18 protein-coding genes are annotated in these 17,994 nt (G+C 63.1%); 11 read left to right on the top strand and 7 right to left on the bottom strand.

The features are described 5' to 3' along the window. Nucleotides 1-12 precede the first annotated feature (12 nt). The gene (locus tag AC1DVS_RS06545; protein ID WP_478021433.1) at nt 13-243 is read left to right on the top strand and encodes a DUF4170 domain-containing protein; all 231 of its coding nucleotides are present in this window, start codon (nt 13-15) and stop codon (nt 241-243) included. 23 nt (nt 244-266) lie between these two features. Here the strand turns inward: AC1DVS_RS06545 and AC1DVS_RS06540 are convergent, their stop codons facing one another. The 7 genes from AC1DVS_RS06540 to carA all read right to left on the bottom strand — a co-directional run bounded on the left by AC1DVS_RS06540 (nt 267) and on the right by carA (nt 7,317). Next, nucleotides 267-836 (bottom strand): rhomboid family intramembrane serine protease, encoded by a 570-nt coding sequence (locus AC1DVS_RS06540; RefSeq protein ID WP_478021431.1) that lies wholly within the window; start codon nt 834-836, stop codon nt 267-269. Between the two features lie 62 nt (nt 837-898). Beyond that, entirely contained in the window at nt 899-1,375 is a 477-nt protein-coding gene (gene greA, locus AC1DVS_RS06535) for a transcription elongation factor GreA (protein WP_478021430.1), read from the bottom strand. An 81-nt stretch (nt 1,376-1,456) separates the two neighbouring features. After that, nucleotides 1,457-4,792 (bottom strand): carbamoyl-phosphate synthase large subunit, encoded by a 3,336-nt coding sequence (carB, locus tag AC1DVS_RS06530; RefSeq protein WP_478021428.1) that lies wholly within the window; start codon nt 4,790-4,792, stop codon nt 1,457-1,459. Continuing rightward, a complete protein-coding gene (locus tag AC1DVS_RS06525; RefSeq protein ID WP_478021426.1) occupies nt 4,792-5,298 on the bottom strand; it encodes a hypothetical protein in 507 nt (168 codons plus the stop codon). Before AC1DVS_RS06525 ends, carB begins: the two co-directional genes overlap by 1 nt. Next, a complete protein-coding gene (locus tag AC1DVS_RS06520) occupies nt 5,298-5,660 on the bottom strand; it encodes a ribonuclease E inhibitor RraB (RefSeq protein ID WP_478021424.1) in 363 nt (120 codons plus the stop codon). Before AC1DVS_RS06520 ends, AC1DVS_RS06525 begins: the two co-directional genes overlap by 1 nt. Then, on the bottom strand, nt 5,657-6,151 hold the full coding sequence (locus AC1DVS_RS06515; protein WP_478021422.1) for a hypothetical protein: 495 nt from the start codon (nt 6,149-6,151) through the stop codon (nt 5,657-5,659). Before AC1DVS_RS06515 ends, AC1DVS_RS06520 begins: the two co-directional genes overlap by 4 nt. Further along, nucleotides 6,148-7,317, bottom strand: coding sequence for a glutamine-hydrolyzing carbamoyl-phosphate synthase small subunit (gene carA / locus AC1DVS_RS06510; protein WP_478021420.1), 1,170 nt, complete (start codon nt 7,315-7,317; stop codon nt 6,148-6,150). The genes AC1DVS_RS06515 and carA overlap by 4 nt, the downstream gene beginning before the upstream one ends. 128 nt (nt 7,318-7,445) lie before the next feature. Here carA and AC1DVS_RS06505 point away from each other — a divergent pair, with 128 nt between their 5' ends. From AC1DVS_RS06505 to AC1DVS_RS06460, 10 genes are all read left to right on the top strand, one after another. Beyond that, nucleotides 7,446-7,898, top strand: coding sequence for a GatB/YqeY domain-containing protein (locus tag AC1DVS_RS06505; RefSeq protein ID WP_478021418.1), 453 nt, complete (start codon nt 7,446-7,448; stop codon nt 7,896-7,898). Nucleotides 7,899-7,950: 52 nt separating this feature from the next. Further along, nucleotides 7,951-8,370 carry an endonuclease domain-containing protein gene (locus AC1DVS_RS06500; RefSeq protein ID WP_478021416.1) on the top strand — a complete coding sequence of 140 codons (420 nt, stop codon included), beginning with the start codon at nt 7,951-7,953 and terminating at the stop codon, nt 8,368-8,370. Then, the gene (gene dnaG / locus AC1DVS_RS06495) at nt 8,367-10,238 is read left to right on the top strand and encodes a DNA primase (protein ID WP_478021414.1); all 1,872 of its coding nucleotides are present in this window, start codon (nt 8,367-8,369) and stop codon (nt 10,236-10,238) included. Before AC1DVS_RS06500 ends, dnaG begins: the two co-directional genes overlap by 4 nt. Then, complete coding sequence (rpoD, locus tag AC1DVS_RS06490) at nt 10,238-12,265, top strand: RNA polymerase sigma factor RpoD (protein ID WP_478021412.1); 2,028 nt, start codon at nt 10,238-10,240, stop codon at nt 12,263-12,265. Before dnaG ends, rpoD begins: the two co-directional genes overlap by 1 nt. Nucleotides 12,266-12,611: 346 nt before the next feature. After that, nucleotides 12,612-13,277: a DUF6975 family protein gene (locus AC1DVS_RS06485; protein WP_478021410.1), complete on the top strand. Its 666-nt coding sequence runs from the start codon at nt 12,612-12,614 to the stop codon at nt 13,275-13,277. Nucleotides 13,278-13,355: 78 nt separating this feature from the next. Beyond that, nucleotides 13,356-14,210 carry an AAA family ATPase gene (locus tag AC1DVS_RS06480; RefSeq protein WP_478021408.1) on the top strand — a complete coding sequence of 285 codons (855 nt, stop codon included), beginning with the start codon at nt 13,356-13,358 and terminating at the stop codon, nt 14,208-14,210. Between the two features lie 119 nt (nt 14,211-14,329). After that, nucleotides 14,330-14,893: a CHAP domain-containing protein gene (locus AC1DVS_RS06475; protein WP_478021406.1), complete on the top strand. Its 564-nt coding sequence runs from the start codon at nt 14,330-14,332 to the stop codon at nt 14,891-14,893. A gap of 52 nt (nt 14,894-14,945) precedes the next feature. Then, nucleotides 14,946-15,674 (top strand): class I SAM-dependent methyltransferase, encoded by a 729-nt coding sequence (locus tag AC1DVS_RS06470; RefSeq protein ID WP_478021404.1) that lies wholly within the window; start codon nt 14,946-14,948, stop codon nt 15,672-15,674. Between the two features lie 65 nt (nt 15,675-15,739). Then, complete coding sequence (locus tag AC1DVS_RS06465) at nt 15,740-16,828, top strand: hypothetical protein (protein ID WP_478021402.1); 1,089 nt, start codon at nt 15,740-15,742, stop codon at nt 16,826-16,828. Between the two features lie 23 nt (nt 16,829-16,851). After that, on the top strand, nt 16,852-17,985 hold the full coding sequence (locus tag AC1DVS_RS06460) for a hypothetical protein (RefSeq protein ID WP_478021400.1): 1,134 nt from the start codon (nt 16,852-16,854) through the stop codon (nt 17,983-17,985). Nucleotides 17,986-17,994 lie beyond the last annotated feature (9 nt).

Below are 17,994 nucleotides of genomic sequence, written 5' to 3'. Positions count from 1 at the left end.
GAAGCGCGATTCATGAGCAAGCTCCACCTCGTCTTCGGCGGTCGCGTCAGCGATCCGCGCGGCCTCGACTTCGCCGATCTCGACTCAATCGAGATCGTCGGCGTCTTCCCCGACTACAAAAGCGCTGAAAAAGCGTGGCGCGCGGCTGCGCAACGCACGGTCGACGATGCCGAGATGAAATATGTGGTGGTTCATCTCCACCGCTTGCTTGAACCCGATCTGCTGACACCGCCCCAAGCCTGATCCCGATCAGCGGAAGGCCCGCGTCAGGCCTTCCGATAGGCCCAGGCGAGCAGCGGCCGCGCCAGTGCAACCCCCGCTGCGAGCCCGCCGAGCGGCTCGACGATTGTCACCGAAAGTTCGAAGCTACCGGCGGCCAGAGCGAAGACGATCTGGAACCCTAACCAGATCGCCGCGAGAATTGCGATCTGGACTGGTCGCCCGTACGCCCGCGACACCGGGATCGCGCGCGGGACGCCGTACAGCATGAAATAGGCGCCGATCACCGCGAAAGTGGCGGCGTCTGCTCCAGCGCTCGGGATAATCGAGCCGGGGGTGAGAATGGTGCGCGCGAGGGCTCCGCCATAGGCGCCCGCCACGAAGATGATCCCGAGACCGACCGGCCTCAGCACCTTTTCGACGAAGCGCCCTGCGATCAGCAGAAAGACGAGGTTGAAAGCCCCCGACAGCAAATCACGCGCCAGAAACGCTGAGGCAAGCGGCGACAGCCACAACCAGGGTTGGGCTCGCCAGCCGCCCGCTAGAAAGGGTTGGGGCGCGAATCCGAACAGATAGGCAGCCGTGCTCAGGCCGAACACCGCGGTGGCGAGCAGCACGACGAAAACCGACAGCGATACCAGCGCGTCAGTGAAGCGTCCGCGAGGAAGGTCGATTCCGTTCAGATGAATTCGATCTTCGAGACGACGTAGTAACGATCACCCGAGGGCACCGTCACTTCGACTTCGTCATCGACCTTGCGGCCGATCAGCGCGCGGCCAAGCGGGGAATTGTACGAGATGCGCCCACCCTTGGCGTCAGCCTCGGTCTGGCCGACGATCTGATAGCGGAAGGGCTTGTCGTCCTCGTCGAGCAAGGTGACGGTCGCGCCGAACACGACCTTGTCGCCGGACAGGTCGCGCGGATCGATTACCTGCGCGCGGCTGAGCTTGTCCTCGATATCCGAGATCGAGGCTTCGATCTGGCCCTGGCGCTCTTTCGCGGCATGATATTCCGCATTCTCGGAAAGATCGCCATGCGCGCGCGCTTCCTCGATCGCATCGACGATGGTCGGTCGTTCCGCTTTCAGGCGCTTCAGGTCCGCATTGAGCTTCTCATAGCCCTCCTGCAGCATCGGCATCTTTTCGACGGTAGCCATCCCTAATCCTTCGTCCCCGAAATTCCCCCATTGGCCGGCCCTCTCAAAGGACCCGCCCGCACGTTTCTCTCATGTGGGGAATTAATTGTGCGAGTGCGAATAATAGGATTGCAATGGCCGAACTTCAAGACTCCGCGTCGCAAGTGCCACAATCGCCTGTGCCGCGGCGACACTGGCCGGGGCCGTCGTGAAGTACGGGATCTTCTGGACAAGCGCCGAACCGCGGATCGGCTGCGAGTCCTTGAGGCTCTGCCACCCTTCCGTCGTGTTGAAGATCAGGTCGATATCATGGTCCTTGATCCGGTCGACGATGTGCGGCCGGCCCTGCGCGACCTTGTTGACGCGCTCGACTGCCACCCCGTTGGCGGTCAGATAATCCGCGGTGCCGCCGGTCGCGACGACGGTGAAGCCATTCTCGGCGAGCAGCTTCACGCCGGGAAGAACCACCGGCTTGTCGCCGTCCTTCACGCTGACGAACAGGGTGCCCGATTTGGGCAGGATCGTCCCTGCCCCGAGCTGCGACTTGGCGAAGGCCAGGACGAAATCGCTATCGATTCCCATCACTTCGCCGGTCGACTTCATCTCTGGCGAGAGGACCGGATCGACACCCGGGAAACGGTTGAAGGGGAACACCGCCTCCTTCACCGCGACATAGTCGATCGCGCGATCGATCTTGGGCAGGTCGGCGAGCTTCTCCCCTGCCATCACCCGCGCCGCGATCTTGGCGACCGGCGCACCGATCGCCTTGGCGACGAACGGCACGGTGCGGCTGGCGCGTGGATTGACCTCGATCAGATAGACGAGGCCGTCCTTCACCGCGAACTGGATGTTCATCAGCCCGACCACCGACAGCGCCTTGGCCAGCGCCCGGGTCTGGCGTTCGATCTCTGCGATGATCTCGTCGGAGAGGCTGTAAGGCGGGATCGAGCAGGCGCTGTCGCCCGAATGAACGCCGGCTTCCTCGATATGCTGGAGCACGCCGGCGACCGTCACATCGGTGCCGTCCGAGATCGCATCGACATCCACCTCGATGGCGTCACGCAGATACTGGTCGATCAGCACCGGCGAGTCGCCCGACACCTGGACAGCGGTCTGGATATAATCGTCAAGCTGCGCCGGGCCGTCGACAATCTCCATCGCCCGGCCGCCAAGCACATAGCTTGGCCGCATCAGCACCGGATACCCGATCCGCTCGGCCACGGCGATCGCCTCGTCGCGGCTGCGCGCAATGCCATTGGCCGGCTGGTGCAGGCCAAGCTTGGTGATCAGCGCGGCAAAGCGCTCACGGTCCTCGGCAAGATCGATCGCATCGGGGCTGGTGCCGAGGATCGGAATACCGGCCTGTTCGAGCGCATGCGCGAGGTTGAGCGGGGTCTGCCCGCCGAACTGGACGATCACGCCGACCAGCGTGCCCTTGGACTGCTCGACATGGAGGACTTCGAGCACGTCCTCAGCGGTCAGCGGTTCAAAATAGAGCCGGTCCGAGGTGTCATAATCCGTCGACACCGTCTCCGGGTTGCAGTTGACCATGATCGTCTCATAGCCGGCATCAGCCAGCGCGAAGCAGGCATGGCAGCAGCAATAGTCGAACTCGATCCCTTGCCCGATCCGGTTCGGTCCACCGCCCAGGATGACGATCTTCTTGCGGTCGCTCGGCTGGCTCTCGCATTCGGGCTCGCCGAAGCTCGGCGCTTCGTAGCTCGAATACATATAGGGCGTCTTGGCCTCGAACTCGGCCGCGCAGGTGTCGATCCGCTTGAACACCGGACGCACGCCGAGCTTCTGGCGGTGCTTGCGCACTTCATCCTCGGTCACGCCGCCGGTCATGGCGACCACCGTTTCATGGATCAGCCCCGACCCACGCGCGATGCCACGGTCCATGCCGCCATGGAGATTGGCGGATTTGAGCGCGAGATAAGCGAGGCGCTTGTCGCTGAAGCCCATCGACTTCAGCCGCCGCATCCCAGCCGCATCGCGCGGCAGGCCGCCGCGGCAGACTTCTTCCTCCGCCGCGATGATCTCTGCGATCCGCTCGAGGAACCAGGGATCGTAAAAGGTGATCGCGTGGATCTCCGCAATGGTGAAGCCCTCGCGGAGCGCCTGGGCTGCGACCAGCAGCCGGTCAGGCGTCGCCCGCGCCAGCGCTGCCTCGATCACGGCGCGCGGCGCGCCGACCAGCGCATCGACCTGATTGAAGCCAGACAGCCCCGTCTCGAGCCCGCGCAATGCCTTTTGCATCGATTCATGGATGTTGCGACCGATCGCCATCACCTCGCCGACCGACTTCATCGCCGTGGAGAGGATCGGCTCGGCGCCCTTGAACTTCTCGAAGGCGAAACGCGGAATCTTGGTAACGACATAGTCGATCGTCGGCTCGAATGAGGCCGGAGTCGCGCCGGTGATGTCGTTGATGATCTCGTCGAGTGTGTACCCCACTGCAAGCTTGGCCGCGACCTTGGCGATCGGAAAGCCGGTCGCCTTGGAGGCAAGCGCCGAGGAGCGCGACACCCGGGGGTTCATCTCGATCACGACCAGCCGTCCGTCCTTCGGATTGACCGCGAACTGGACGTTGGAACCACCTGTTTCCACGCCAATTTCACGCAGCACCGCGATGCTCGCGTTGCGCATGATCTGATATTCCTTGTCGGTCAGCGTCAGCGCCGGCGCGACAGTGATGGAGTCGCCAGTATGGACGCCCATCGGATCGATATTCTCAATGGAACAGATGATGATGCAATTGTCGTGGCGGTCGCGCACGACCTCCATCTCATATTCCTTCCAGCCGAGTACCGATTCCTCGATCAGCACTTCAGTGGTCGGCGAGGCATCGAGCCCCGAGGTAACGATGGTGACGAATTCCTCGCGGTTATAGGCGATCCCGCCGCCCGAGCCGCCCATGGTGAACGAGGGCCGGATGATCGTCGGCAGACCGACATGCTCCAACGCCGCGAAAGCCTCGTCGAGCGAATGCGCGATCCGCGAGCGCGGGCTTTCAAGCCCGATCTTGTCCATCGCGTCGCGGAACTTCAGCCGGTCCTCGGCCTTGTCGATCGCCTCGGCATCGGCCCCGATCATCTGCACGCCGTACTTCGCCAGCGTTCCGTCATTGAACAAGGCAAGGGCGGTATTGAGTGCGGTCTGCCCGCCCATGGTCGGGAGCACGGCGTCGGGCCGCTCCTTCTCGATGATCTTGGCAACGATCTCGGGGGTGATCGGTTCGACGTAGGTCGCATCCGCCAGCTCCGGATCAGTCATGATCGTCGCCGGGTTCGAATTGACGAGGATGATGCGATAGCCCTCCTCGCGCAGCGCCTTGATCGCCTGCGTGCCGGAATAATCGAACTCGCACGCCTGGCCAATGACGATAGGCCCTGCGCCGATGACGAGGATCGAGGAGATGTCAGTACGTTTTGGCATTATGTGCTGCTTTGGTCCTGGCTGTTCGCGTCCGCCGCMGGCTCGGGCGGATAGACGTTCGGCTTGTCGGTCATCAATTTGTCCACCGCCGCGAAGGCTTCAGCGAAGCCGGCCATCAGGCGTGCTTCGACATCGGGCTTGAGCGGGCAGTCTTTGGTAAAATCCGTGAATTGCTCATGCACCTGCCTGCGCACTTCCGCAGCGCGGTCGGCGKGCGAATCGTCGAAGCCGAAGCCTGAGCTGTAGTTCAGGCCGTTGCAGCCCTTGAACTCGCCGTGGATGCTGCCACCCGTGTTGCTCTCGCTCGGCTGGTAGAATAGGGAGACTTCGGGAATCGCCTTCTCGATCGAGACGACCCGGTCGCTATCGTCGCCCGGCTTGTGGCCGACATCCGTCAGCTTCCAGCCCGCGACGTCGATCGCGCTGTCCTGCGCGACAGTAGCGCCTGCACAGGCCAGAAGTCCGGCCGCAGCGAGCGTGGCGGTGACCATGAAGGGCTTCGACATCAACTCCCCTCCCCGGTCTCAGCCATGCAGCCCCAGCCTTCGAATTCGAGGTCGTACAGAAGCTCGATCTGCAGGCATTGCAGGGTCAGCGCCTTGATTGACGCCGGATCGGCCTTTTGCGTACGGGCGAGGAACAGCGAGGTATCGCCTTCCTCGTTTTCCTCGCGTTCGAGGACGGTGAAGCCGAACTTGTCCGCATCGTCAGCGAGCCGATCGAGCGCATCTTCATCACCGCGGAAGCTGACATCGATCGACCGGGCAATCTCCGGCCGATCGCCATTCTTCGCCAGATTGAGCAGGACCTCCTGATCGGCGAGCAGTTCCTCCTCGAGCCGTGCGGGATCGACATCTGGCAGCGTCATTGGCTGTTCCCATTTTCAGGCGGCGCGGGCGGATAGACATTGGGCTTGTCGGTCATCAGCTTGTCCACCGCCGCGAAGGCTTTCGCGAAACCCGTCATCACCTCGGTTTCAAGCTCGACCTTGAGCCTGCACGTTTTGGCGAAATCCGTGAACGCGGCATGCATTTCCTTGCGCACCACGGCGGCGCGATCACCGGGTGGATTGGGCAGATAGAAGTCCGAGTTGAGGCTCAGCCGTGAACAGCCCTTGACGCTGAACACGGCCTGGATGCTGCCGCTGACATTGCGCTTACCCGGGCGGTAGATCATGTCGACCTGGGGCGTGACCTTCTCGATCGAGACGAGCCGGTTGCTGTCGTCGCCAGGCTTGTGGCCGACATCAGCGAGATTCCAGCCATCCACCTGAACCGCGCTGTCCTGCGCAATGCCGGCGACGGAGACGGCGAGGCCGGCTCCGAGCAGCGGGATCGCGCTGGCCAGATGGTATCTCACAATGCCTGCAGACCGCCGACGAACCGCTCGAACAGATAGAAGCTGTCCTGCGGACCCGGGCTCGCCTCGGGGTGATATTGCACGCTGAAGGCCGGGCGGTCGGTCAGTTCGAACCCGGCATTGGAGCCGTCGAACAGTGAGACATGGGTCTCCCGCGCGGTCGCGGGCAGCGTCTCCGAAACCACTGCGAAACCATGGTTCATCGAGGTGATCTCGACCGCGCCGTCGCTCAGTCGCTTGACCGGGTGGTTGGCGCCGCGGTGCCCCTGGAACATCTTGGTGGTCTCGGCACCGACCGCGAGACCGAGCAGCTGGTGGCCGAGGCAGATGCCGAACAGCGGAATGCGGGTCTCGAGGAGTTGCTGGATGACTGGCACGGCATATTCGCCGGTCGCGGCGGGGTCGCCCGGGCCGTTGGAGAGGAAGATGCCGTCGGGCTTCAGCGCCATCACCTGCTCGAAGCTGGCGGTCGCGGGCAGGACGCTCACCTTCGCGCCGGCTTTCACCAGGTTGCGGTAGATATTGTGCTTGGCGCCGTAGTCGATCGCGACGACGTGCGGACGACTGCCCGTGCCGGCCTCGCCGTCATACCCGAACCCAAGCCGCCAGACGCCGCCTTCCCAGCCATAATGTGTCTCGGTCGTCACCGAGATGGCGAGGTCCATCCCCTCCAGCCCCGGCCAGGCTTTCGCCATTTCCAGCAACAGCGGGATATCGAACCGCCCGTCAGCCCGGTGCGAGATCACGCCGTTAGGCGCGCCGCCGCTGCGGATCCGCCGGGTCAGCGCGCGGGTGTCGATCCCCGACAGGCCGATCCGATCATGCCGCTTCATCCAGTCGTCGAGCCGCTCGACCGAGCGGAAGTTGGAGGGCGCAGTCACATCCTCGCGTACGATCATGCCGAGCGCATGCGGCTCCTCGGCTTCGACATCATCGGCATTGGCGCCGACATTGCCGATATGCGGAAAGGTGAAGGTGATGATCTGTCCGGCGAAGCTCGGGTCAGTCATGATTTCCTGATAACCGGTCATTGCGGTGTGGAAGCAGACCTCGCCGACCGCTTCGCCCTCAGCGCCGAATCCGCGCCCCCAGGCAATCTCGCCATTTGCCAGAACCAGAACGCCCGTCGCCCCTGCAGGCGCGGAAATGGGTTTGGCGTCGGCCATCGTGGCGGGCACTCCTTCGGGTAGCGATGTTGCTAAGCGGTGGTCGCTAGAGACGCGAAGCGGGAGCGTCAATCTGTTAAAACCCCGGTGGTCCGGCTAGGGGTACGGATTACCGAAAAGGACCGAGCATGATTCGCGACGACATCAAGGCTGCACTCATCACCGCCATGAAGGGCGGCGACAAGGAGGGCACGGCGGCACTCCGCCTGATTCAGTCGGCGATCAAGAATCGCGACATCGAGGCGCGCACAGGGAAGTCGCCCGACGATGACGACACATTGGTGGTCGAAGTGCTGCAGAAAATGGTCAAGCAGCGCCGCGAATCGATCGAGATGTTCGTGAAGGGCAACCGCCAGGAGCTCGCCGACGCCGAGGCCGCAGAGGTTGCCGTGATCGAGCGGTTCCTGCCGCAGCAGATGAGCGAGGCCGAGACCAGCGCCGCGATCGAGGCGATCAAGACGGAGCTGGGCGCTACGGGCTTGAAGGATATGGGCCGGGTGATGGCCGAGCTGAAGGCGCGACATGCGCAGACGCTGGATATGAGCAAAGCGAGCGGGCTGGTGAAGGCGGCTTTGGGCTAAGGTAAGCGCAACAAAACTCCCCTCCCGCTTGCGGGAGGGGTTGGGGGAGGGCATGTCGGACAAAGGCTACGCCAGACCCACCATGCGTTCGCGCGAATTGCGCTCGAATGCGACGGATGCCGAGCGCAAGCTTTGGACGCAGCTGAACGCGCGGAAGCTCGCTGGAGTCCGCTTTAACACTCAATTCCCGATCGGCCCTTTCATCTGCGACTTCGTCTCTCGAACCGCCAAGCTGGCGATTGAAGTCGATGGCGGCCAGCACGACTGGAGCGCCGCTGCCGATCTCGCTCGAACGCAATTTGTTGAGGCGCAGGGATTCGCCGTACATCGTTTCTGGAACAATGAAGTGTTGGAGAATATCGAAGGAGTCGTGGCGACCATCGAACGCGCACTGGCTGACAGGCCCTCCCCCAGCCCCTCCCGCAAGCGGGAGGGGAGCAGAAGTGCGCGCGTCTCCCGCGAACGCTCATGAGCCTCTCCCCGCAATTCCTCGACGAGCTCCGCGCCCGCACCCTTCTCTCGGCGCTGATCGGCCGCACCACCAAGCTGCAAAAGGCGGGACGCGAATTCCGTGCCTGTTGCCCCTTCCACAACGAGAAGTCGCCAAGCTTCTACGTCAACGACGACAAGGCCTTTTACCACTGCTTCGGCTGCGGCGCGCATGGCGACGCGATCCGCTGGATGACCGATCAGCGCGGCCTGCCTTTCATGGATGCGGTGAAGGAGCTCGCCCAGGCAGCGGGCATGGAATTGCCCGCGATGGATCCGCGCGCCGCTGAAAAAGCGGAGCAGTCCAAGGGGCTGCACGACGTGATGAAGGCCGCCGCTGACTGGTTCGAAACCCAGTTCGGCGGGCTCGACGGCGGCGAAGCGGTGGCGCTGCTCAAAAAGCGCGGCGTGTCCGATACAGCCCGCCGCGATTTCGGCCTCGGCTTCGCCCCCGATTCGCGCGGCAAGCTGCGCACCGCCCTTCGTGACTTCGGCGATGCGATGCTGATCGAGGCGGGGCTGCTGATCTCGGTTGAGGACAAGGAGCCCTATGATCGATTCCGCGGCCGGCTGATGATCCCGATCCGTGATCCGCGCGGCCGCACCATTGCCTTTGGCGGCCGGATCATCGGAGACGGCGAACCCAAATATCTGAACTCGCCGGAGACCCCGCTCTTCGACAAGGGCCGCAGCCTCTACAATCTCGATCGCGCCGCCCCGGCCTCGCGTAAATCCGGCCGGGTGCTGGTGGTCGAGGGCTATATGGACGTGATCGCCCTCGCCCAGGCCGGCTTTGGCGAAGCGGTCGCCCCGCTCGGCACCGCGCTCACCGAAGCGCAGCTCGAACGGTTGTGGCGGCTGACTGACGTACCGATTCTCTGCTTCGACGGCGATTCGGCCGGACAAAAGGCGGCTATCCGCGCAGCCAATCGTGCCCTGCCGATGCTTGCACCGGGGCGCAGCCTCGCTTTCGTCACCCTGCCCGCTGGCGTCGATCCCGATGATTTCGTTCGCGCCAAGGGCCCTGCCGCCTTCGCTGCCCTGCTCGAAAAACCCGAACCTTTGGTTGATCGCCTCTGGGCCCACGAACTCACCGCCGAGCCGCTCGACACGCCCGAACAAAAGGCTGGGCTCAAACAGCGTTACACCGGCCTTGCCCAGGCAATCGCCGATGCCGATGTCCGCACCCAGTATCTCGCTGAATTCAACCGTCGTTTCGATGCGCTTTATGCCCGCGTCCGCCCGGCTTTCGTCCCGTTCGAGCGCGCCAAGCGCAAGCCGGGCCAGCCCTGGAAAGCGCCCGACATCCCGGTTACTGATGCCGCCAAGGGGGTCCGCGCCGCCGGAATCGACCGAATTCTCGCCAAGGCAGTGCTCGCCGGGCTGATCCGCCACCCGGCTGAAATCGCCCGCCATATGGAGGTTCTCGGCTCTCTGAAGCTCGCCGACGGGGCGCTCGGCCGGCTGTTTGAAGCGGTTATTGATCTCGCCGTCGAAGATCAGGCGCTTGATAGCGAGCGCCTGCTTACCATATTGGCGAAATCAGGATTCGATATAATGGCCACCGATCTGTTACGGGCCGATCAACTCTCGTGCTCGTTTACGCAGAAAGACGCCGAGCCGGCGCGGGCGCGTGAGGATCTCGACGAAGCGATCGCTATTCTGGTGGCGCGTCCCGAAGTGGATGCCGCGCTGGCGGAAGCAACGACCGCGCTGATGGCGGGTTATACGGACGAAGCCTTCCAACGGCAGGTTTCGCTGGTGAAGGAACAACAGGCGCTCGACGCACGACTTGCAAATCTTGTGCAAGCGAACGAAGACGCCAGAGCTTTTAGTGCTGAGGGCAATTGATGACGAAGATGAACGGTGGCGGTAGTGACGAGAGCGGTGAAAGCACCGACGCTCCGCTGATCGACTTGAACGATGCTTCCATCAAGAAGCTGATCGCCCGCGCCAAAAAGCGTGGCTACATCACTGTCGACCAGCTCAATGAGGCATTGCCGCAGGACCAGATGTCGTCCGATCAGCTCGAGGATGTCATGTCCGCGCTGAACGAAATGGGCATCAACATCGTCGAGAACGATGAAGCCGGCGAAGACGGCGAAGAGGCCGATCAGCCCGAGGACGAGGTCGAGTCGGTCGATTCGTCCGAGGAAAGCGCGCCTGCGCTCGAGACCAAGAAAAAAGAAATCATCGATCGCACCGACGATCCGGTGCGCATGTATCTGCGAGAGATGGGTGCGGTCGAGCTGCTCAGCCGCGAGGGCGAGATCGCCATCGCCAAGCGCATCGAGGCCGGCCGCGACACGATGATCCTGGGGCTGTGCGAAAGCCCGATCACTTTCAACGCGATCATCGACTGGTCGACCGCGCTCAACGAAGGCACGATGCAGCTGCGCGAGATCCTCGATCTCGACGCGATGCTCTCCAAGGATCCGGCGCCTGAATCGCTGACCGACGACGACGAGGGCTCGGGCGAGATTTCGGAAAAGACCGCCGGTCCATCCTTCAAGGAAGAGGAAGAGCCCGAAGAGGCCCCCGCCGAGGAGGAAGAGGATTCGATGCAGGAGCGGCGCACGCCGCGCGCATCGGATGACGAGGAGGAGGATAACACCCTCAGCCTCGCGCAGATGGAGGAGCAGTTGAAGCCGCAGGCGCTGGAGCGCTTCGCGAGCATCACCTCGCTCTACAAGAAATTCTCGCGCGTCCAGCAGCAGCGGCTCGATTCGATGTCGGCCGGCGGCGAATTGTCGAACGCTGACGAGCGCAAATATCAGAAGTTGCGCGAGGAACTCACGGCGGAAGTCGAGAGCGTGCAGTTCCACAATGCCAAGATCGAATATCTGGTCGATCAGCTTTATGCCTTCAACCGGCGCCTCACCGCGCTGGGCGGGCAGATGCTGCGCCTGGCCGAGCGCCACAAGGTGCCGCGCAAGGATTTCCTCGATCGCTATATCGGCCATGAGCTCGACGAGCAGTTCCTGCCGAGCGTGTCGAAGCTCGACAAGAAATGGACTGCCTTCGTCACCAATGAGGGCGATGCCGTCGATCGCATCCGGGTTGAAATCTCGGAGATCAGCCAGGCGACTGGCATGTCGCTCGGCGAGTTCCGCCGCATCGTCAACATGGTGCAGAAGGGCGAGCGCGAGGCGCGGATCGCCAAGAAGGAAATGGTCGAGGCGAACCTGCGGCTCGTGATCTCGATCGCGAAGAAATACACCAATCGCGGCCTTCAGTTTCTGGATCTCATCCAGGAGGGCAATATCGGCCTGATGAAGGCGGTCGATAAGTTCGAGTATCGCCGCGGTTACAAGTTCAGCACCTATGCCACCTGGTGGATCCGTCAGGCGATCACCCGCTCGATCGCCGATCAGGCGCGGACGATCCGTATCCCAGTCCATATGATCGAGACGATCAACAAACTGGTGCGGACCAGCCGCCAGTTCCTCCACGAGCAGGGCCGCGAGCCCACGCCCGAGGAAATGGCCGAGCGGCTTTCGATGCCGCTCGAAAAGGTCCGCAAGGTGATGAAGATCGCCAAGGAGCCGATCAGCCTCGAAACGCCGATCGGCGACGAGGAGGATTCGCATCTCGGCGATTTCATCGAGGACAAGAACGCGATCATCCCGGTGGATGCCGCGATCCAGGCCAACCTCAAGGAAACCGTGACGCGGGTTCTGGCGAGTCTCACCCCGCGCGAGGAACGCGTGCTGCGCATGCGCTTCGGCATCGGCATGAACACCGATCACACGCTCGAAGAGGTCGGCCAGCAATTCTCGGTGACGCGCGAGCGTATCCGCCAGATCGAGGCCAAGGCGCTGAGGAAGCTCAAGCACCCGAGCCGTTCGCGGAAGATGCGCAGCTTCCTCGATCAGTGACGCGATTCGCCGGCGAAAGCCGGCGACATCCGTGCTGAAATAGAGCCCATTTCGGATCAAATTTTCACGGATATCGAATCAGGCGTGCAAGTCGCTTCGGCCGGTGAGCTGAGCCACGCCCAGCGAGCCCGCGCTGCATAGACAAGCTCTATCAGAGGGTTACGGCAACCATCGCCTTTCCCGCGCCGTTCGCTAGTCGGCGCCGAGCCGGGCATTGCTCTGGATCAAGGTTGAGACAGGCTTAACTTGCTCTACACCAGGTCTTTACGCCCTTCGGTATAACCCTGGGCCTTAAGGGGCGCGAAGCCGGTTTCACCGGTGTTTCAACCCAGCCCCCTGGAGGTTCATGGCTTTCGATTCAGCACTTGAGCGGCGGATAGGTGGAAGCTGGGGTACGATTGCCATGTTGGCGTCGGACGACGGCACTGCCACGCACGCGATGCCCCGCCTGCTCGCAAGGCCGCACGTCGCGGTGCGCGACCTGGCTGACGCGGTCCATGCGCTCTGTGCGCTCCATGGTCGTCACCMGGGGGTGATCGATTATGCGCTGGAGCATTGCGGCCAGAATTCAGCGCTGGACTGGCTCGAATCGGCCGCGGTCGGCTTTACCGACGAGCGCACCTATCTCGCGCGGCTGACCGCCGCTGCAGGCCCCCTGCCCTCGACGCCCGGCCAGGCTGAAACCGAGGCTGCGATCTCGGCCCAGCGCCACGCGCTTGACATGCTCGCCCAGTCCGATCGTGCCGGTTGCGCGACCGGCGCGGCGATCGCGCTGATCCTCGATTGGGCAGCGATTCGCGAAACGCTCGATATCGCCGCGCGCCGCTTCGGCGTCGAACCGCCCGCCTCGACCCTGCCCGATGGTTTCGAGACGGCATCCCTGGTCTCGGCGCTGGCGGAAACGGCGGCGATCGAACGCGCCATGGCATTCGGTGCACAGCAGATCCTCGCTCAGCATCGTGGGCTGTGGGACCTGCTCGAGGCCCGCGCGAGCGCACGCAACCATCAATAAAGCGGAAACCCGGCGCTTGCGCCGAGGTACAAAAGCCCTCTATCCCAAACCCGATATTCGAAACGGGATTGGACCTGCATGAAGCGCTTCGAGGGCACACAAAGCTATGTCGCAACCGATGACCTGAAGGTCGCGGTCAATGCGGCGGTCACGCTGCGCCGCCCGCTCCTCGTCAAGGGAGAACCAGGCACCGGCAAGACCGTGCTTGCTTATGAGATCGCCAAGGCAGTCGGCGCGCCGTTGATCGAGTGGAACATCAAATCCACCACCAAGGCGCAGCAGGGCCTGTACGAATATGATGCGGTGGCCCGTCTCCGCGACGGACAGCTCGGCGACGAGCGTGTCCATGACATCGGCAACTATATCCGCCGGGGCAAATTATGGGAGGCGTTCACCGCGCCCGAAGTCCCCGTCCTGCTGATCGACGAGATCGACAAGGCCGATATCGAATTCCCGAACGATCTCCTCCAGGAGCTCGATCGCATGGAATTCCATGTCTATGAGACGAAAGAGACAGTGCGCGCCGCCGAGCGCCCGATCGTCGTCATCACCTCGAACAACGAGAAGGAACTGCCCGATGCGTTCCTGCGCCGCTGCTTCTTCCACTATATCAAATTCCCCGACCGGGAGACGATGCAGGCGATCATCGACGTCCATTTCCCCGGTATCCAGAAGATCCTCGTCAACAAGGCGATGGACATCTTCTACGATGTCCGCGACGTGCCGGGCCTGAAGAAAAAGCCCTCGACCAGTGAGTTGCTCGACTGGCTGAAGCTCCTCCTTCATGAGGACATGCCGCTCGAGGTCCTTCAGAATCGCGATCCGACCAAGGCGATTCCGCCGTTGCACGGCGCCTTGCTGAAGAACGAACAGGACGTGATGCTGTTCGAACGCCTCGCCTTCATGGCGAAGCGACAGGCCAATAAGGCCTAGGCGGGCCTTCTTACGTCGCTGAAATCGCGTGCCGAAGATGGCAAAAAAACATTATTGACCCGAATTTAACCACGCCCCAATACCGTTACTTGGGGGGGTGCCGTTGATGGTGCCCGTGTATGCGTTACCTCGTCTCAGCCATCGCACTCGCGGGCTCGGCTTTTGCCATGGCCCCGGCGCGTGCGAGTTCGCTGCTCGATTATGTCGGCGAATGCGTCCCCTTCGCCCGCGCCGCCTCCGGCATTCAGATCTTTGGCGACGCCTGGACCTGGTGGGACCAGGCCGACGGCCGTTACAAGCGCGGCGATGTGCCGCGTGCGGGTGCGGTCATCGTCTTTGCGCGAACCGGGCGCCTCCCGCTGGGCCATGTCGCGGTGATCAGCCGGGTCGTCACCTCGCGCGTTGCGATGGTGACTCATGCCAATTGGTCGCGGATAGACGGCGAGCGCGGCCATGCCGAGCAGGATGTGACTCTGACCGACGTTTCCGAAGACAATGACTGGAGCCGGGTCCGGGTCTGGTATCGCGACATGGATGGCCTCGGGAGCACCAGCTATCCGGTCTATGGTTTCATCTACGGCACGCCTGAGAACCACAAGATCGCCCGCGCCCACCCAGCTGCCGAACTCACCGGCCGCGACCCCGATTATGTCGGCGCGCTGATCGACGCCTACGAACACTGATACTTGCACCCTCAGCAGCGCGTGGCATGCTGCCGCGCCTGAGGGGATCACGATGGCGAAACGGGAAAATTACGGCATCGACGCGCCCGGCGTGGTCCGCAATCTTGCCGTCGCTGGCGCCGTTCTGCTCTCGATCGTCACCTATTTCCATTTCCACGGGAGCCCCGAATGGCTCGCCCCGTTCCTGCCGACGATGCGCGCGACCGGGCTGATCTGTACGGGCATGACGATATGGATGATCAGCTCGAGCCTCTGGTTCAAGCAGATCGTCATGCGGCGCCTCCTCGACGAACATGATTGGCGCGGTGACGAGCAGGTCCTCGATGTCGGCTGCGGGCGCGGGCTGGTCGCGATCGGCGCCGCCCGCCGCCTCGGTTCGGACGGGAAAGTTCACGGCCTCGATCTCTGGCAGGCGCGCGATCTGAGCGACAACAACCCGGGAAGCGCGACCGCCAATGCCGAGGCGGCGGGCGTTGCTGACCGGCTCGTGATCGACACCGGCGACATGCGCGCCATGCCCTATGCTGACGGTCAGTTCGACGTGATCGCTTCAATGACAGCGATCCACAATATCGAGGACAAACCGGGCCATACCCAGGCCGTCGCCGAGATCTGGCGAGTCACCAAACCGGGCGGGCACATCCTGATCTACGATATCCGTCATGCCGGTGCCTATGCCGACCAGCTGAAAAGCCTCGGCGCAACCGATGTGCGGATGAGCGGACCGATCCTGCTCTGGGGCGTATTCGGGCGCCGCTTTTCGGCAACGAAGCCGGGCTGATCACACCGGCGCTTGCCGGGCTCGTGATCGTCGTACAGAGTTTGACCTGACTGGGAGGGAAGCCGTTGATCCGATATCTGCTTTTGCTGCTTGGCGCCGCCGCCAGCCCGGTTGCGGCTCAGAAACTGGAAGGCGTGTGGAAAGGATCGGGAGAACGCATCGCGGCACCGCCGGCCAATGTGTCCTTCCCGCGTAGTGTCGGCGGGCTCAGTCTCACTGAAACCGCCGAGTCTTCCCACAAGGGTACCTCGCTCGACAACATCGCCAAATACCGCAGCGCGGATGGCAAGATATGGGCCACGATCTATGTATATCGCCCCGGCTATCCCGATGCTGCGATCGCCGCCTATATGACCGACCGGGCAATTCGCCTGGCATATGGCAGCGGACTTAAACGCCTGTCGCAGACAGTGGTGCCGATCGGCGGCCAGCCAAATGCCGCGATCCGCATGACCTACTCGGGCGGTGTGATCCAGGATTCCGGCCCCCTCGCCAGCGCCGCCGCCTTTGCCCATGTCAATGGATGGATCCTGGTGTTCCGTGTATCCGGCCCGGTCGACCGCCCCGTTGAGGTGGAGGCAGCGCTCGACGCGATGCTGACCGCGACGAAATTCGATTCCAAAGCCTATGTCCTCCCGGCCGCGCCGCTCGATTTCGCACCACCCTGCCCACCGGCGGCTTCCGGCACGGTGAAACCCTTCAGGTCGGACAAATCAGGCGCGAACGCGTTGGCGGCTGCGCTCAGCTCCTCGGTCGGCACCGAGAAGCCGAAGGGAAAGGGCGACGGCCTTCAGCCCAATTTTCCGGCCAACGGCCTCACGCGTGTCTGCGTGCGGGGTACCCTAGGCGACAGCGGGCTTGAGATCCTCCAGCCGGCCGGCACGAGCACGCCGGAGATCATCCTCCTGCCCCTGAACGATGTCGACGATGTGGTTTCGGTCCAGAAGAACCTGCTCGGCGAGGGCTATACCCTTGGCAAGGCAGAGATCGGCCGAACCCTTGTCCTCGGCGAAATGGACCGGATGCCGGATAACGATCAGCTGGCCAGGATATTGGCAGGCGAGCAGAAGGAGCTGCTGGCCGTGCGTTCATCCACCACGATCAAGGCGAGCGGCGATACCAGCGTCAATATCTCTACCGGAACGCTGAAATGAGGTGCGCGGAGCGAGGCAGGGCAATGTTTCGCACATTCCTGGCCGTCGCACTTCTCGCAGTCGCCGCGCCCGCATGGGCACAGGTGAGCCCCGACGAGGGGGCGTGGCACGTCAAAGGCGATCTCGCCACTGTCGCCGCGAGCGGGATCGGCATTCCGGCGCAGGCGGGTGTGGTCTCGCTCACGAAGACCGGCGAGGCGTCGCTCAAGGGCCAGGGCATCGACAACGTCGCCCAATATGAATCCGACGATGGGATGGTCTTCGCCACCGTCTATATCTTCTACGCGACCTATGCCGATACAGCGCTCGCAACCTGGGCCACCGACCGCGCGATCCGTGAGCGGTTCGGCCCCAATCTCGTGCTGGTCAGCGACAGCGTCGCGGCGGCGGGAAGCATTCCGCAAGCGGCGACGCGCCGCGTTTACGACAAGGGTGAGCTCGAGCCCGGCAAGCCACTGGCTTCGGTCGCCGGCTTCGTTCGCGCGGGAAGCTGGATGGTCGCCCTGCGCGTGAGCGGCCCCACGGAACGCCGTGCCGAGGTTGAGGGAGCATTCGATGCTCTGCTGGCGGGCATGCGGTTCGACGGCAAGGACAAGCCGATGCCGGCCACACCGTTCAAGCTCACCGCTCCGTGCCCGGCTGCGGACGAGAAGCCGGCGCAGTTCCTCGGCGACAAGGCCTCCAATACCAATGCCCTGTTTGCGTCTTTGCTGGGCGGCTCCATCACGGTGAAGGATGAGGCTAAGGGCACCGTTACCGTCGCGACTCCGCCTCTTGCCTTCCCGCGCAACGGTGCCTCCACGCTGTGCATTCGCGGCAAGGTCGAGACGAACAACCGGGGCCCGCTCGCAGTGCTGGCGCCGGCGAGCGCCGATGACGGCCAGACCGCGCTCGTCCTGCTCGACGATGCCGGCGGCACCATCGCCGTCGAGCCGTTGCTGCTGCTCGGCAAGGATATCGGCAAAGGCTTTGTCGTAAAGCATTACGGGATCGGTTTTGTCGATGTGCTCGGCAGCTTCGAGCGCATGCCTAACCTGGCCCAGCTTGGCGCGATCATCAGCGGCACTGACACGCACGGAGCGATGGTTCGATCGAGCACGACCTTCACACCGGACGGAAAGACGACCATCAACATCGACACCAACAGTTTGAAATGATCGCGAAGG

This window comes from Sphingomonas sp. P3_C5 (assembly GCF_056402635.1).
This window is presented reverse-complemented; position numbering and strand designations above follow the sequence as displayed.

What these genes read in the sequence shown, in the direction of transcription:
- AC1DVS_RS06545 (WP_478021433.1), top strand. Translation starts at nt 13, where the DNA reads ATGAGCAAGCTCCACCTCGTCTTCGGCGGTCGCGTCAGCGATCCGCGC.
- AC1DVS_RS06480 (WP_478021408.1), top strand. Translation starts at nt 13,356, where the DNA reads ATGAAGCGCTTCGAGGGCACACAAAGCTATGTCGCAACCGATGACCTG.
- AC1DVS_RS06505 (WP_478021418.1), top strand. Translation starts at nt 7,446, where the DNA reads ATGATTCGCGACGACATCAAGGCTGCACTCATCACCGCCATGAAGGGC.
- dnaG (WP_478021414.1), top strand. Translation starts at nt 8,367, where the DNA reads ATGAGCCTCTCCCCGCAATTCCTCGACGAGCTCCGCGCCCGCACCCTT.
- AC1DVS_RS06470 (WP_478021404.1), top strand. Translation starts at nt 14,946, where the DNA reads ATGGCGAAACGGGAAAATTACGGCATCGACGCGCCCGGCGTGGTCCGC.
- AC1DVS_RS06460 (WP_478021400.1), top strand. Translation starts at nt 16,852, where the DNA reads ATGTTTCGCACATTCCTGGCCGTCGCACTTCTCGCAGTCGCCGCGCCC.
- rpoD (WP_478021412.1), top strand. Translation starts at nt 10,238, where the DNA reads ATGACGAAGATGAACGGTGGCGGTAGTGACGAGAGCGGTGAAAGCACC.
- AC1DVS_RS06520 (WP_478021424.1), bottom strand. Translation starts at nt 5,660, where the DNA reads ATGACGCTGCCAGATGTCGATCCCGCACGGCTCGAGGAGGAACTGCTC.
- AC1DVS_RS06500 (WP_478021416.1), top strand. Translation starts at nt 7,951, where the DNA reads ATGTCGGACAAAGGCTACGCCAGACCCACCATGCGTTCGCGCGAATTG.
- carA (WP_478021420.1), bottom strand. Translation starts at nt 7,317, where the DNA reads ATGGCCGACGCCAAACCCATTTCCGCGCCTGCAGGGGCGACGGGCGTT.
- carB (WP_478021428.1), bottom strand. Translation starts at nt 4,792, where the DNA reads ATGCCAAAACGTACTGACATCTCCTCGATCCTCGTCATCGGCGCAGGG.
- AC1DVS_RS06475 (WP_478021406.1), top strand. Translation starts at nt 14,330, where the DNA reads ATGCGTTACCTCGTCTCAGCCATCGCACTCGCGGGCTCGGCTTTTGCC.
- greA (WP_478021430.1), bottom strand. Translation starts at nt 1,375, where the DNA reads ATGGCTACCGTCGAAAAGATGCCGATGCTGCAGGAGGGCTATGAGAAG.